The sequence below is a fragment of the Pedobacter cryotolerans genome (assembly GCF_005116475.1).
Classification (GTDB): Bacteria; Bacteroidota; Bacteroidia; order Sphingobacteriales; family Sphingobacteriaceae; genus Pedobacter; species Pedobacter cryotolerans.
Genome location: NZ_SWBO01000002.1, coordinates 388,930 through 404,670 on the forward strand (window position 1 = coordinate 388,930; position 15,741 = coordinate 404,670).

17 protein-coding genes and 1 other RNA gene are annotated in these 15,741 nt (G+C 34.5%); 11 read left to right on the forward strand and 7 right to left on the reverse strand.

The window, feature by feature from the left end:
• The 8 genes from FA045_RS04765 to FA045_RS04800 all read left to right on the forward strand — a co-directional run bounded on the left by FA045_RS04765 (position 1) and on the right by FA045_RS04800 (position 5,822).
• A complete protein-coding gene (locus FA045_RS04765; RefSeq protein WP_136875002.1) occupies positions 1-924 on the forward strand; it encodes a transporter in 924 nt (307 codons plus the stop codon).
• Between the two features lie 9 nt (positions 925-933).
• Complete coding sequence (locus FA045_RS04770; protein WP_225871279.1) at positions 934-1,371, forward strand: hypothetical protein; 438 nt, start codon at positions 934-936, stop codon at positions 1,369-1,371.
• A complete protein-coding gene (locus FA045_RS04775; protein WP_136875004.1) occupies positions 1,368-1,997 on the forward strand; it encodes an SCO family protein in 630 nt (209 codons plus the stop codon). Before FA045_RS04770 ends, FA045_RS04775 begins: the two co-directional genes overlap by 4 nt.
• 203 nt (positions 1,998-2,200) lie before the next feature.
• Positions 2,201-2,455 carry a YHS domain-containing protein gene (locus FA045_RS04780; RefSeq protein ID WP_136875006.1) on the forward strand — a complete coding sequence of 85 codons (255 nt, stop codon included), beginning with the start codon at positions 2,201-2,203 and terminating at the stop codon, positions 2,453-2,455.
• Between the two features lie 87 nt (positions 2,456-2,542).
• A complete protein-coding gene (locus FA045_RS04785; protein WP_136875008.1) occupies positions 2,543-3,190 on the forward strand; it encodes an SCO family protein in 648 nt (215 codons plus the stop codon).
• 1 nt (position 3,191) lies between these two features.
• The gene (locus FA045_RS04790) at positions 3,192-3,614 is read left to right on the forward strand and encodes a c-type cytochrome (protein ID WP_136875010.1); all 423 of its coding nucleotides are present in this window, start codon (positions 3,192-3,194) and stop codon (positions 3,612-3,614) included.
• A 119-nt stretch (positions 3,615-3,733) separates the two neighbouring features.
• Positions 3,734-4,110, forward strand: an RNA gene (gene rnpB / locus FA045_RS04795) — RNase P RNA component class A.
• A 314-nt stretch (positions 4,111-4,424) separates the two neighbouring features.
• Positions 4,425-5,822, forward strand: coding sequence for a sigma-54-dependent transcriptional regulator (locus FA045_RS04800; RefSeq protein WP_136875012.1), 1,398 nt, complete (start codon positions 4,425-4,427; stop codon positions 5,820-5,822).
• Positions 5,823-5,914: 92 nt separating this feature from the next.
• Here FA045_RS04800 and FA045_RS04805 read toward each other — a convergent pair whose 3' ends face one another.
• The 4 genes from FA045_RS04805 to hxlB all read right to left on the reverse strand — a co-directional run bounded on the left by FA045_RS04805 (position 5,915) and on the right by hxlB (position 10,077).
• Positions 5,915-7,705 carry a chloride channel protein gene (locus tag FA045_RS04805; RefSeq protein ID WP_136875014.1) on the reverse strand — a complete coding sequence of 597 codons (1,791 nt, stop codon included), beginning with the start codon at positions 7,703-7,705 and terminating at the stop codon, positions 5,915-5,917.
• A 38-nt stretch (positions 7,706-7,743) separates the two neighbouring features.
• Entirely contained in the window at positions 7,744-8,466 is a 723-nt protein-coding gene (locus FA045_RS04810; RefSeq protein ID WP_136875016.1) for an RluA family pseudouridine synthase, read from the reverse strand.
• A gap of 329 nt (positions 8,467-8,795) precedes the next feature.
• Positions 8,796-9,428 (reverse strand): 3-hexulose-6-phosphate synthase, encoded by a 633-nt coding sequence (gene hxlA, locus FA045_RS04815; protein WP_136875018.1) that lies wholly within the window; start codon positions 9,426-9,428, stop codon positions 8,796-8,798.
• Positions 9,429-9,447: 19 nt separating this feature from the next.
• Entirely contained in the window at positions 9,448-10,077 is a 630-nt protein-coding gene (gene hxlB, locus FA045_RS04820) for a 6-phospho-3-hexuloisomerase (RefSeq protein WP_136875020.1), read from the reverse strand.
• A gap of 201 nt (positions 10,078-10,278) precedes the next feature.
• Here hxlB and FA045_RS04825 point away from each other — a divergent pair, with 201 nt between their 5' ends.
• Positions 10,279-11,139, forward strand: coding sequence for a helix-turn-helix domain-containing protein (locus FA045_RS04825; protein WP_136875022.1), 861 nt, complete (start codon positions 10,279-10,281; stop codon positions 11,137-11,139).
• Positions 11,140-11,247: 108 nt separating this feature from the next.
• Here the strand turns inward: FA045_RS04825 and FA045_RS04830 are convergent, their stop codons facing one another.
• The 3 genes from FA045_RS04830 to gatB all read right to left on the reverse strand — a co-directional run bounded on the left by FA045_RS04830 (position 11,248) and on the right by gatB (position 14,639).
• A complete protein-coding gene (locus FA045_RS04830; RefSeq protein ID WP_136875024.1) occupies positions 11,248-11,937 on the reverse strand; it encodes a response regulator transcription factor in 690 nt (229 codons plus the stop codon).
• A 104-nt stretch (positions 11,938-12,041) separates the two neighbouring features.
• On the reverse strand, positions 12,042-13,148 hold the full coding sequence (locus FA045_RS04835) for a TlpA disulfide reductase family protein (protein WP_136875026.1): 1,107 nt from the start codon (positions 13,146-13,148) through the stop codon (positions 12,042-12,044).
• A gap of 33 nt (positions 13,149-13,181) precedes the next feature.
• Positions 13,182-14,639 (reverse strand): Asp-tRNA(Asn)/Glu-tRNA(Gln) amidotransferase subunit GatB, encoded by a 1,458-nt coding sequence (gene gatB, locus FA045_RS04840; protein WP_136875028.1) that lies wholly within the window; start codon positions 14,637-14,639, stop codon positions 13,182-13,184.
• 146 nt (positions 14,640-14,785) lie between these two features.
• Between gatB and FA045_RS04845 the strand changes: the two genes are divergently transcribed.
• Both FA045_RS04845 and FA045_RS04850 read left to right on the forward strand, forming a co-directional pair.
• Complete coding sequence (locus FA045_RS04845; RefSeq protein WP_136875030.1) at positions 14,786-15,151, forward strand: hypothetical protein; 366 nt, start codon at positions 14,786-14,788, stop codon at positions 15,149-15,151.
• Positions 15,152-15,171: 20 nt separating this feature from the next.
• Positions 15,172-15,678 carry a hypothetical protein gene (locus tag FA045_RS04850; protein WP_136875032.1) on the forward strand — a complete coding sequence of 169 codons (507 nt, stop codon included), beginning with the start codon at positions 15,172-15,174 and terminating at the stop codon, positions 15,676-15,678.
• Positions 15,679-15,741: the final 63 nt, after the last annotated feature.

The following is a 15,741-nucleotide window of genomic DNA, read 5'->3' on the forward strand; positions in this document are numbered from 1 at the left end:
ATGAAAATAAAATTAATCATCGCATTAGCCATTATATGCTTCAGTTTTACTGTAAAAGCATGTGATATTTGTGGCTGTGGCGTAGGCAGTTACTACATCGGCATTTTGCCCGAATACAATAAGCGTTTTATAGGTTTAAGGTATCAATACAAAACATTGCAAACCCACTTAGGGCCAGCTGGACAACGAACACCAATTTCTACTGATGAAACTTATCAAAGTGCCGAACTTTGGGGTGGATGGAATTTCGGCAAGAAATTAAGGGTTTTGGTATTTGTACCCTATAACTTCAATGAGCGTGTAAATCAGGATGAGCGTGGCACTAAAAATGGCTTGGGCGATATTGCCTTGATGGGTTATTACAATCTTTTCAATAAAAGTGTCACCTTAGGCAGTAAACTTTTAGTACAATCTTTATGGATCGGTGCAGGTGTAAAAGCACCAACAGGCAAGTATGAACCGAATGAAAGATTAGCATTGCAAGATTCACCAAATAATTTTCAGTTGGGTACAGCTAGTACAGATTTTACATTTAATGCAGCTTATGATATCCGACTAAACGATTTGGGTGTAAATGCCAATGTGAATTACAAGGTAAATACCGAAAACAAATTTGACTACCGCTATGGCAACAAACTGACTACTAACCTACTAGCTTACTATAAATTTAGATTGTTTCATCGTTTTACTGTAGCACCAAATGCTGGAATTTTGTACGAAAAATCTGCAAAAGATGTAGAGCATAGTAAATATGAAGTTGAGGTTTCTGGAGGGCATTCTTTAGCAGCTATTGCCGGAGTAGAATTTGCCTTAAAAGGAGTTTCTTTTGGCGCTAATTATCAAAATATCAGGTCTCAAAATTTAGCTAGCGGAAGAGCTTTTGCTGGCAATAGACTAATGACACACGTTTCAATTCCATTTTAATTAAATAATATGAAAACACTAATTATAATTGCTGCGATTGCATTTTTTGCTGTTGCCTGTAAGCCAAAAGCTGATGTAAATACGATTAAAGATGAAACCATGAAATTACATGATGTGGTAATGGCAAATCATAGTAAAATCATCGGCCATCAAATGAAAATAGATACACTACTGAAAAATTTGGTCGATTTAAAGACCAAATTCCCCTCAATTGATACCGCTGCAGAAAAATTAGAAATGCAAAAACTAATGATAGATTTAGTAAAAGCTGAAGAAAGCATGAACGACTGGATGCATAATTTTAATGGAGATTTTAAAAATGAAGCCGATACTGCCGTTTATAATTACTACAAAAAGGAGCATGATAAAATTGCTAAAGTAGATGAATTGTACAAATCAGAAATCAAAAAATCGGATACTTACCTTGCCAAATTTAAAAAACAATGAAAATAGCAAAATTGATAATATTAGCTGTTGTAGTTGTAATTACTGCATGTAGCAAACCAGAAAAACTCCCTTACTTACAAATGGAAGTTGTTGCCAAAGAGGTTGATGGGAAAATAGTTGAAGACACAACTTTTAGAACCATACCTGATTTTAAGTTGTACAATCAGGATAGCGCCGTGGTAACTTTAAAAGATTTCGACAATAGTATTTATGTGGCTGATTTCTTCTTCACATCTTGCCCAACCATTTGCCCAACTATGCATAGGAATTTATTTAAGGTATATAAAAAGTTCGAAAATAATCCAGAGGTAAAATATGCTTCGCATACCATTGATGTAAAATACGACAAACCATCCGTAATGAAAGCATACGCCAAAAAAATAGGTATTAAAGGAAAAAATTGGCAGTTTTTATGGGGAACCAGAGATGAAATTTATGCATTGGCAGAAAGGAATTACATGGTTTATACCAAAGAAGACAATAAAGCACCTGGAGGTTTTGCACATCAAGGCTATTTGATTTTGGTAGATAAACAAAAAAGAATTCGTGGCGCTTATGATGGTACTGTAGATGAAGAAGTGAAAAAATTAATGGCAGATATGGAAATCTTGCTTAAAGAAAAATAAAAGATTAAAGGGTAATACTAATACGTTGGTGAGGACGCCAACGTTGGAATGTTTTTTACTTCAATTAACTAATCCCTTATTGGCGTCCCCGCCAACAATATCATATCATCAAAATATGCGTTAGCGGGAACGCCATCGTTGGAGTAATAAGTAAATATCCCTCTCCCTTGTTGGCGTAATAAGTAAATATTAAATTAAACAACATGAAAAAAGCAGTATTAATTTTAGCACTAGGCTTGGCATTTTTGCAAGCGTTTAGTGCCAATGAACAAACAGAAATTAAACAACAAAAAGCAGCGGTAGATACTTTAAAAAAAGATGGCATCGATCCTATTTGCAAAATGAAAGTTAAAGCTGGTAACACCAAAACAATAGTTTTTGAAAAGGTAACTTATGGTTTCTGTTCAGAAAGTTGTAAGAAAACCTTTACAGCTAATCCTAAAAAATATATTAAATAACACTAACTCAATTATTTTACGCAAGGATGCTTTTATAATCAATTCATCAGCTAATTTTAATTTAACTTTGTAGCATAAAATCAAGTTATGAAACAAATCAGATCAACAATTTTGCTTTTAGTTATTTCGGTAATAATGGTTGCTTGCAACAGCGGAAACAAAACGTTACCTATTTATGGCGAACGTGAAGCTGTAATTACTAAAGACAAAGCTGGTATTGAAAGAGTTGATACACTTTATCAAACTATACCAAACTTTTCTTTTTTAAATCAAGATAGCGTAATGATTACTCAAGATTTATTTAAAGGTAAAGTTTATGTTGCTGATTTTTTCTTTACCTCATGCACCACCATTTGTCCGGCAATGCACAGAAATTTAAAAGAGATTTACGAAGATTATAAAAGCAATCCTGAGGTAATGTACTTATCACATAGCATCGATTTTAAATACGACAAACCATCTGTACTTAAAAACTATGCTACCAAACTTGGTGTTGATACCAAAAAATGGCAATTTGTTTATGGCAGCAAAGACGATATTTACAAATTGGCCGAAAAAAGCTATTTAACGGTTGTTGCAGAAGACAATGATTCGCCTGATGGCTACATGCACCAAGGTTGGTTAGTATTAATAGACAAACAAAAAAGAATGCGTGGTGCTTACGATGGCACAAAAACAGAGCAAGTTGCCATGCTAAAAAAAGATTTAGCAACCTTGTTAGCTGAGGGAAACTAACATGCGTAAATACATTCTATTTTCTATCTACCTTACAACAATTTGCTCCATAATTTACTCTTGCCAAAGCTCGGATGAAATTGAATTTGCAGCTTACAAAAGCAATGGAAAAGATATTTATGTCAAATATTGCCAAAATTGCCATGGTGCAAATGGCGAAGGTTTAGGCGAACTAGCACCTCCATTAACTGATAGTGTATTTTTAAAAGAAAACAAACAACAATTGGCTTGTTTCATAAAAAACGGAGCAAACCAACCTATGGTTGTTAATGGCAAAACGTATCACGAAAAAATGCCCACTTTTAATCAATTAGAAAACATAGATATTGCGCAGGTAATTACTTATGTTACCAATACTTTTGGCAACAACCAAGGTATGTATAAGCAAGAAACTGTAGAAAATGATTTAAAGAATTGCAAATAATTTAAGTCAATAGTCTATAGACCATCGTCCATGAACTATTAACCTTATTAACTTTAAAATAGCCAAGCTTCTTTACGCTTTAGTCTTTAAGCTTTCAGCTTTTTCTTATCTTTACAAAAAATGCAAGCCGTTCTATCGCTGTCCCGATTTATCGAGAGAGAGGAAAGTCCGGGCAACATAGAGCATCTCGCTTCCTAACGGGAAGGCGTTTAGGATTGAATGCCTAAACGACAGAAAGTGCCACAGAAAATATACCGTCCCGACTTTAAGTTGGGATAAGGGTGAAAACGTGAGGTAAGAGCTCACGATCTCGCTAAGTGATTAGCGATTTGGTAAACCTCGGGAGTTGAAAGACCAAATAGGCTAACGCATGTAGGGCGGCTCGTTCGATGTTAGTGGGTAGGTCGTTAGAGCTAAACGGCAACGTTTAGACTGGATTAATGATAGAATTCCGATTTATCGGAAACAGAACCCGGCTTACAGGCTTGTATTTTTTATTTTCTTTTTAAAATCATTATCTTTTTTGAAGCGAAACTGTCTTACAGCTATGATCCTTTTGTCCCGCTGTTCGCTTTATTTCGTCCCAACCTAAAGGTCGGGACTACATGTTCGCTACCATCGGGGCTAAAAACATCAGCTTCTGCAAGTAAAGCCCCTCATAGTAGCAAAAACCTGCGTAAAATAAATCAGCTTAAGGCTCGATAATGTAAGTCTCATTTCTCACATCTATTTAAATAAAAACTGTATAAAAAACTATACATTTAACAAAAAATAATATATTAGCACTCTTATACATATTAATACCCAAAAATGGCTAAACTACTTATAATTGATGACGAAAGAGCGATAAGAAGTACTTTACGAGAGATTTTAGAATACGAAAGTTACGATGTTGATGACATTGATAATGGTATCGATGGATTAGAACTCATTAAGAAAAACAATTACGATTTAGTATTGTGTGATATCAAGATGAATAAAATGGATGGTATGGAAGTGCTAGAAAATGCACAAATCCTAAAACCAGATCTTCCTTTCATCATGATTTCTGGTCATGGTACTGTAGAAACCGCAATCGAAGCCAGCAAAAAAGGAGCTTTTGATTTTGTATCTAAACCGCCTGATTTAAATCGTTTGTTAATTACGGTTCGTAATGCATTAGATAGAGGTAACTTAGTAACCGAAACTAAGGTTTTAAAACGCAGGGTTAGCAAAACTCGCCATATTTTAGGCGAATCTGATAGCATAAGTAAAATAAAGGAGACCATAGATCGCGTTGCACCAACAGAAGCTCGTGTATTAATTACCGGTGCAAATGGTAGTGGTAAAGAATTGGTTGCCCGTTGGATACACGAAAAATCTAACAGAGCAGATGCGCCTTTAATTGAGGTAAATTGTGCTGCAATTCCATCAGAACTTATTGAAAGTGAATTATTTGGCCACGAAAAAGGTTCATTTACTTCGGCAGTTAAACAACGTATTGGTAAATTTGAGTTAGCCAATGGCGGAACCCTATTTTTAGATGAGATTGGCGACATGAGCCTTTCTGCACAAGCAAAAGTTTTGAGAGCTTTACAAGAACATAAAATTACACGTGTTGGTGGAGAAAAGGAATTGGATGTAAACGTTAGGGTTTTAGCTGCTACTAATAAAGATTTACTTAAAGAGATTGAAGATGGTAATTTTAGAATGGATCTTTACCACCGCTTAAACGTAATTAATATTCACGTACCTCACTTAACCGAAAGAACGGATGATATTCCGGTAATTGCACAACAATTTTTAGAAGAGATTTGTGGCGATTACGGCATGCCAGTTAAAAAGATTAATGATAATGCTATGGAGGCATTAAAAGCATTACCATGGACGGGTAACGTGCGTGAGCTACATAACATGATTGAGCGTTTGATAATTTTAAGCGACAAAAGTATAACCGAAAATGATGTAATTGCTTTTGCTAATCCAACCGGAGGAACAAACATTGGCACAGGTAATAGCAATGGTGCAGTTGCCCAAAGCGGAGCAACTATTGCCTACGATAAATTTTCTAACTTTCAGGATTATAAAGACTTTGCTGAAAAAGAATTTATCAAATTTAAGTTAGAGAAAAACAATTGGAATGTATCTAAAACTGCAGATGACATAGAAATACAACGAAGTCACTTATACAGTAAAATAGAAAAATTCGGTTTAAAAAGATCTGAATAACGAAACTGGAGAGTTGGGAAGTTGAATAGTGGGGAAGTTTGAAGGTTGTAAAGTTTAAATGTTGGAATGTTTAAATTTTACAACCTTTTATTTTAATCCATATACTGAGCCTGCCTTACTAACATTGCTCTGTATTTATTAAATATTGCTGTTTTTGAAATAAAACCCTTAAATCTATTCTCCTGATCTAAAACTGGTAATATCCACACATTTTCGGCTTCCATTTTTTGCAAAACATCCTTTAGTTCTGCATTAATGTTTACAACTATTGGCGCATCTTTCATTAACTCTTTTACCGTAAACTCGCTGTCATTATTCAAGGAAATTGATTTTTTTAAAATCTCCTCTACATACAATAGCCCTTTAAAAAGTCCTAACTCATTCACAATCGGAAATATATTTCGTTTGGATTGGAGTATATCAGTTAATCGATTTTTAATCACATCATTTTCATTCAGAATGAGATCATCTTTCTCTATCAAATACTTGAGCTTCATCATGTTTAAAACTGTTGTATCTTTATCTTCATGATGTGAAAGCTCTCCCTTATCAGCCAAAGGTTTGGTATAAATAGAATATTTATTTACGCTTCTGTTAATTAAATAAGCAATGGCCGTGGTAATCATTAACGGCACCATTAAAACATATCCGCCAGTAATTTCTGCAATTAAAAATATGCCCGTTAAGGGTGCATGCATAATTGAACCTAAAGATGCCGCCATGCCTGCCACTATAAAATTTGCAGTGTTTACTTGTGCAATGCCTAACGTATTAATAGTAAAAGCAACTGTAAAACCCAATAAACCTCCAATAATTAAACTTGGCGCAAAAATACCGCCATTACCACCAGCACCCAAGGTAACCAAAGTAGCTATTGATTTTGCAAAAACCGTTACCAATGTAAATACTATAATTAAAGCCGGAAATGTACTGTATGATGAAAATATACTATTGGTAATTACAGCAGTGTGATCTCCTTTTAGCAAATTTTTAATGGTGATATAACCCTCGCCGTATAAAGTTGGAAAAAGAAAAACCAAAACGCCTAACATTAAACCACCTAAAATTACTTTTTTATAGGGATGATTGATTTGGTAGAAATAATTTTTAATGGCATAATTAACCTTTGTAAAGTAAATAGAAAATAGCCCAATAACAGCTGCCAGTAAAATATAATAGCCTAAAGATGAAGTAACCCAACCTTCTGTTGCTAAAAAGAATAACTGTTCATTATAAAAAAAACGAGCTACAACTGCCGCCGTTGCTGAGGCCAGCAATAGAGGAATAAAGGCTGGTATAGTAAATTCTGGAAGCAAAATTTCGATAGCAAAAACAATTCCTGCTATCGGACTATTAAATGCTCCGGCAATACCTCCAGCTGCACCACATGCTAATAATAGGGTAATTTCACGCTGTGATAACCCTAAAAACCGACCAACTGTTGATCCGATAGAAGAACCACTAGTTACAATTGGTGCTTCTAATCCGGTAGAACCACCAAAGCCAACTGTTAACGCTGATGTAATAATTTGAGAATAAATATTATGCGTCTCTACATGGCTCGATTTTTTAGAAATGGTGTAAAGTAATGGAGTTAAACCAGTTTCAAATTTTCCTTTTCGTATAAACCTTCTTACATAAAGCACAGATAAGAAAATACCAATCATAGGAAAAAGCAAGTATAAATAATACTTGTATTGCCAATTTAAGTCAGTTTGTAAAAAACTTTCAATGTGATGGGTGATTGTTTTTAACAAAGATGCAGCAAGCCCAGCAAAAACCCCAACCAATACAGCCGCAACAACGAGAAAATTTCTATTCGATATTTTAGATTTTCGGTACGAATTAAGTTGATCAACTAAGCCTACAAACCGTATAAACATTTTTTATTTTTTAGCTTTAAAGAAAAAGAGCGTTTTCTTTAGGCATCAAATTTATCTAGCAATTTAATTAGTGTTGTAAAATCTTTAGGATATGGCGCTTCAATATGTATATCCTGGTCATCTAAACCTTTAAACGTAATTTCTTTAGCGTGTAAGGCAAAACGTTTCATTATTGGTTGTTCTTCCTCGTCTTTTGATAAACGATATCCTTTTTTAATGGCTGATAAAAAAACTGGTTTACCTTTATACATGCTATCGCCACAAATAGCAGCACGTTGCGTAGCTAAATGAATTCTGATTTGGTGCATTCTACCAGTTACTGGCTTACATTCTACCAATGTATAATGTTTATAATATTTTAAAGATGTAAAATAAGTTTCTGCCCTTTTGCCTTCTGCCCTATCGATGGTTACGTTTTTATTGCCATCATTTAATATGGGTAAATCAACAAATAGGTTATCAAATTGATATTGCCCATCTACCACAGCGTGATAAATCTTTTTCACCTTTCTGCGTTCAAACTGCATTGATAAATGACGATAAGCTTCTGGATTTTTAGCAATTACAATTGCCCCGGAAGTTTCCTTATCTAATCTATGACAAACTTGTGCATCATCTGTATATTGCCTTGCTAAACGTAAAATATTTACTTCGCCAGCAGCACTTCGCTCATCTAAAGAAGCTACAAATGGCGGTTTATTTACTACGATATAGTCATCGCTTTCGAATAGGATAAGATCTTTAAAATTTGGATACTTCACACTGTATTTTTATATAATTACAAAAGTACTAAAATAGAGTTGAAATGCGGCTAGGATTGGGATTATACTTATAGCGATGAGAATATTACTTGTTAATTTTGTTATGTTGAACTTGTCGAACACTTCAATCAGTTAGAAGCAAAATCCTTCGATTTCACTACTAAACAGTCTTAGCCAGATGCTAAGGTTAGCTTTAAACGCAATGATAAAAATGTAAAAAAAAACAAATCATCAATAATATCAATCAAAAAATAATATCTCCTTTAAAAACAAAAAAGCAACTGATATCTTATACATCAGTTGCTTTTTATAAAACCTAATTTTAGGCACTAAACTGCATCAATGGCTTCACGAAGTGCTTTAGCTGCTGCCGCAGGGTCTTCTGCACCATAAATTGCTGCTCCAGCAACTACCACTATTGCACCAGATTTAACAACATCAGTTACATTTTCAAGATTTACTCCACCTGCTATAGAAACTGGAACACCTACTCTTGCTGCTTCATCTAATAATACATTTATTGAATAACCTTCAGTCCATTGCTCATCAAGACCCGCATGTAATTCTACAAATTCTACACCTAAAGCAATAACTTCTTGTGCTCTTTTTACTCTATCTGGGTATCCGATAGTATCAACCACAACCCCTTTGTTGTGTGCTTTTGCAGCTTTAACTGCACCAATAATTGTTGCATTTCCTGCTGCACCCATAACGGTAACTAAATCCGCCCCAGCTTTAAAAGCGATATCAGCTTCAAGCTCACCAGCATCTGCAGTTTTTAAATCGGCAAATACCAACTTATCTGGATGAGCATTTTTCATTGCCGTAATAACAGTTGATCCCATATTTTTGATCAACGGAGTTCCTAATTCTATAATATCAACATAAGGAGCCACTTTTGCAGCTAATGTCAATGCATCTTCAGTTGTTAGTAAGTCTATTGCTACTTGTAATTTTACCATAATTATATATTTAATTTATTTATTCGAGATTGGTGTGTTTTTTCCAAAGTTCTTCGGCAGGTTTAGCGCTAAGTTTCCATAGCGATTGGAATACTGCATCTAAAAGCAGTAAAAGAAATTGCTCAAACAGGCTGCCCGCATACTGAGCAGATATTCTATTACTATGGTCTTGTTTCTCTGCAGCGGGCACCAAAACCACATGGCTCGCCAACTTAGCAAGTATCGAATCTGTATTAGTAGTTAGTGCAACCACCTTTGCGCCTACCGATAATGATTTTTCTGCAGCTTTAATAATCGAACTCGTTGTTCCAGAGCCAGAAGAAACTATTAATAAGTCTCCTGCTGTTATGGCAGGGGTAATGGTTTCTCCAACAAAATAAACATTTAAACCAAGATGCATTAGGCGCATTGCTGCAGAACGCATAGCGAAACCAGATCTACCCGAAGCTGCAACAAATATGGTTTTAGCTTCTTGAATACCATATATCAGAGGGAATAGCTGTTGTAAATCTATCCTTTGTGCCAAACTCGTATTTTCTTTAATGATGGTATCTAAATTAGTCCCCAGATCCCAAAACAGTTGCTGATCTTCTGTGGCATTTGTGATCGATTGATTATGTATAGAATCAATTATTATTTCCTTGTCCATTTTTCTTTTTAACCTATCGTCAAAGGTATAACCAACGTGGCTGTATCTGCTTAGATATTTTGCTAGATATATGGGACTATTTGGAAATAAAACTGTATAAATGTCATAAAATAGCAACAATAAAAACACAGTTTCCGAATAGTCCACCATAGTTATCTCTTTATCCAATATCAATTATTTAAAGTATTTATCTTCGTAAGTATGAGTTTAGAAACTATTTCCAATCTGGAGAAATCCATCATTTATATTCGCAACCTTAATAATTGTCCGCCTAGCTATTTGAATGACCCAAATAGAAAAGAGTTTTTTGAAATTGTTTGGTTAAAGAACGAGGAACCATTGCACAGCCTTCAAGATTCTAGTTTTGATACCAAGGCAGATTGGATTTACTTAATTCCTCCTTATAGAGTTCATCAATTGAATAAAGCAGGAAAAAATGGCGAACTGATATCATTTAAAAGATCAGTTCTTGAAGGTGAGGATAAAGAATTTTTATTAGATCTATTTAAAATATTTAATGTGCAGGGCGAATTTTCTTGCTTACGTTTAGCTAAAGAAACATCCGCCGAGCTGGGTAATATCTATAAATTGATTGAGGATGAATATCAAAAACAAGGAAATAACTTCATCATCACTAAAGCATTGCTAAAAGTATTTTTGTTAAAACTGATACAAGTTAAAGAACATGAGTTTACCAGTCATGATATACAACAGAAAAGAGTTTATGAATTTTTAATGCTCTTAGAGAGCAATTACCAGCAAGTTAGAAACACAGATTTTTACGCTGGTAAATTAGGTGTAAGTTCTAAGCGCCTAAATCAGATATTGAAAGAAAAACTAGACAAAACAGGAATGCAATTGATACATGATCGGATTATCTTAGAATCTAAAAGAATGATCATACATAGTGAACGCACAATTAAAGAAATTGCTTATGAACTTGGTTTTTCTGACCGCCCCTATTTTAGTCGCTTTTTTAAAAAACAGACTAAACTAACACCAGAAGAATTTCAGAAGCAGGCAAAAAATCATATCGAATCAAAATTTAATACGCTTATTTAAATCATGATTTATGCTAAAAAAAAAGTCTTAGCAAAACGCCAAGACTAATTAATTATATTTTATGATACTCGAAATCTACTCCAACTTCTCAACTCATCATCTTCCCTACTAACTCAATTCAAACTTATAACCTACACCTTTTACAGTTGCTACATAGTTTTCGCCAAGTTTTTCGCGGAGTTTACGAATATGTACATCAATGGTACGATTGGTAACTACCACAGAATCTTCCCAAATATTTTTAAGAATTGATTCTCTAGTGTATACTTTGCCAGGTTTAGATGCCAATAGATACAATAATTCGAATTCCTTTTTAGCTAAAACCACTTTCGATCCACTTTGGTAAACCAAATAAGCTTCTCTATCAATCACTAAATCGCCAACCTCTACTTTATTGTCCGAAACTTCTTCGCCACTGGCATTTCTACGTAAAATGGCGTTTATTCTGCTTACTAAAGCTCTTGGTTTAATTGGTTTAGCAATATAATCATCGGCACCAACGTTAAAACCAGCAATTTCAGAATATTCTTCACTTCTAGCAGTTAAAAAAACCATGAAAGTATTTTTAAACTCTGGTATGGCTCTCATTAAACGGCAGGCTTCAATTCCGTCCATCTTAGGCATCATGATATCTAAAATGATTAAATCTGGATGTACTTTTTTGGCTAACGCAATTCCTTCTTGACCATTACTGGCTAAAAACACTTGATAACCTTCTTTTTTTAAGTTGTACTCAATCAGCTCTAAAATATCTGGCTCGTCATCAACAATTAATATTTTCTGTTTGGCTGTACTCATCGTTTAATTTATTTATTACGAAAGTAAGTATACAAATGCATTATTGAGTTAAAAGTAGGTTAACAAATTGTTAAACTACTCTTTATTTTAACATTGACTTAGGCTTAAGGTAAAGTTTTGTTTAAAAAGGCATCCAAATCTTCGCCACGTAGGTTCCTTGCAATAATTTTTCCGCTAGGATCTACCACAAAAGATGCTGGTATAGCTTCAACCTGATACAACTTAACTGTTGAACCTTCAAAATCTGCCAATTCACTAGCATGATCCCAAGTTAAATTGTCTTGTTTAATGGCCTGTTGCCAAGCAGCTTTATCTTTATCTAAAGAAATACCCAATATAGTAAAGTTTCTATTTTTAAAAGTATTGTAAGCTTTTACCACGTTAGGGTTCTCTGTTCTACATGGTCCACACCACGATGCCCAAAAATCAATCAATACATATTTACCTTTGTAATCTGATAGTTTAATAGGTGTACCACCTAACGAATTAATGGTAAAATCTGGTGCTGGCTGACCAACCTGTACCGCTTTTAACTTCATCACTTTATCAACAAAGGTTTTAACAGCAGCATTTTTCTTCAAATTTTCATCAACTTTTTCGGCGTAAGTTACCATAGCAGCTTCATTACCCATTGGGTTAACCAAACTAATGGCATAAAAACTCACTAAATATTTAGCATTGTCATGCGCAAACTTGATAATGGCCGAGTTTAAACTTTCTGAAGCTTTGGTATAAGTTGGCGTAAATTTCTCAATCAAAGCATCTCTATTATCAGGATTAGCAGCAGCTTCATTTTCAAATGCTGTTTTTACAGAATCTAACGCTGCACTATATTTAAATTTCAAGGCATTAAATTCTGCTAATTTATCAGCATCATCCGCTCCACTAATTTTATAACTGTGGTTTTTATCCAAAATATCAGCTTCAATTTTAACTACATCTCCATTTTTGGCAATTACCATGTACTCGCTTGCGCCAATATTTACCCTAAAAAAATCTGTTTCTGGCGATACACGATCAAATTTAAATTCTCCTTTTTCTGATAAGGTGGTCGAATCTAAAACCGTCATTCCTTTATCAGACATTCCGTATAAGAATATCTTTTTTTCTGCTCCTGGGTTTTCAAATTTACCCTCAATTACAAATTTGGTTTTATCTTTACAAGCAGCAAATACAGCTACCAAACCCAGCATCAATATTAATTTTTTCATTATTATTTTGTTTTAATGATGATGAATAATCACCTATTTCAATTTTTCTATTATTAAGTCACTCACTTTTTTAGCATCAGCTTTGCCTTTTGCCAACTTCATCACTTCGCCAACAAACAAACCTAAAACGCCTTTTTTACCGGTTTTGTATGCCTGTACTTGCGGCTGATATTTTGCCAACACTTCTGTTATATACGATGAAAGCTCATCGCTGTCTTCAACAATCAATAAATTAAGGTCGTTTGCCAACGCTAATACATCTTTACCAGCTTTTAAATTAGGTAATAAATTTTGCAAGGCACTTTGCTGACTTATCTTCTTCTCATCAACCAAGTTAATTAATGTAGCCAGTTGTTTAGGCGAAACCTCAAACTGCGCAATGCTGATATTTTGCTCATTTAGCAAAGCTCTAATAGAACCTAACAACCAATTAACCAAGCTCTTTTGATTATTAACTTCAAGTTTTGCCTCATTAAAATAATTGTATAAATCGGTATCTTCTGCTAGCAAATTTGCTTCTGTTTTACTCACTCCAAATGCTGCAATCAATTGTTTAGCAATTTCTTTTGGTAAAGCTGGCATGGCCGATTGAATAGCATTTAGCCACTCATCAGAAATAGCAATAGGTTGCAAATCTGGATCTGGGAAATAGCGATAATCGTTTGCCTCTTCTTTGGCACGCATAGGCGAAGTAGTGCCTTTATCTGCATCGAAATTTAAGGTACTTTGAATAATACGCTCTCCCTTACTAGTAACTTCAACCTGACGGTTAAATTCAAAATCCATCGCCCTGCGTACATTACGAATAGAGTTTAAGTTTTTTACTTCGCAACGCGTTCCAAATGATGTAGTTCCTTTTTCACGAATAGAGATATTGGCATCGCAACGCAAAGAGCCTTCTTCCATATTGCCATCACTCACATTTAAATGGCGCACCAATTGCCTAATTTCGGTAAGCAAAGCTGATGCCTCTTCGGCACTGCGAATGTCTGGTTCGGTTACAATTTCGATGAGTGGTACACCTGCCCTATTTAAATCTACATAAGAATATTGTGGATTTTGGTCATGCAAACTTTTACCTGCATCTTCTTCTAAATGAATGCGATTTATGCCAATACGCTTTTCATCGCCATTGGGCAATATCACATTAATGAAACCGTTTTTACAAATCGGGCTGTTGTCTTGTGTAATCTGGTATCCCTTTGGTAAATCGGCATAAAAATAATTTTTACGATCGAAAAAATTATGTTGGTTAATTTCGCAGTTTAATGCCAAACCAATTCTGATCGCTTTTTCGATTACTTCTTTATTTAATTTAGGCAAAGCACCAGGCAAAGCTAAAGAAACGGCAGAAATGTGTTCGTTGGGTTTAGCTCCAAAAGTGGCACTATCCGACGAAAATATCTTAGAATGTGTATTTAACTGTACATGTATTTCTAATCCAGAAACCAATTCGAATTGATCACTTTCAATTGTATTAATTGTACTCATTAACGCGTAATATCTTGTAAAATGGTCATTTATGACGCTTCAAAGATAAGTAATAATGTATCAATTCTATTGCTATTAGAGGTAACATTATATTTATGGCATAAAAATGGAGTTTAAATAGATACACACAAATAAAATCATGTCTTATGAAAAAATTTATCTTAATGGCATTAGTAGCAGGTGCTGCCGCCATTTATCAACCAGCAAAAGCGCAAGTAAGCCTCAACATTAATATTGGCTCACAGCCGAGGTACGGATTTTACAATGATTATTACGCAACACCCGTTGTGCACCGCACTTATTATGCGCCTGCATCAAGAGTAGTTTATGTAAAACACAATAATGCTAATAACCGTAGATATTACACACCAGGCAGAAGAGTGATTAATAGAAGTTATAACAGGCCGTCGACCCGCTATTACAACGTAAAACAAGTTCATTATAAAAATAACAAACGTGCCTATAAACATGGCAAAGGGCACGGCAAAGGCCATGGAAAAGGTAGAAGATAATTAACTTAAATAATCATAAAATGAAAAAATTAATTTGTTTATCGCTGCTTAGTTTAGCATCGTTATTTTACAGTACTGTTAATGCACAAATAAATATCAATATTTCTTCTCAACCATTATGGGGACCAGTTGGTTACGATCGTGTAGAGAATTATTATCTGCCAGATATTGAAACTTATTATAATGTACCTAACAGGCAGTTTATGTATTTAAATAATGGTAATTGGGTTACAACCAATACCCTACCTGCACGTTATAGCAATTACAACTTATATAATGGATATAAGGCTGTGGTAAGTGGCAATAGACCATATCAGAACTTTAACAGCCACAAATCTCAGTTTGGTAAATATAAAAATTGGGCTGGTAAACAAATGGCCATAAGAAATAGTAGAGATAGTAGATATTATGTGATTAAAGGTCATCCGCATGGTATGCCACCCGGACAAGCCAAAAAAATAATGGGCAAACCAGGGAAAGGAAATAATGGAAAAGGGAATAACGGCAAGGGAAAAGGCCGAAATTAACATCAAAAAAATCCGCTAGTTTAATTTGCTAGCGGATTTTTTTATGGAATTTATGGAAGCAAT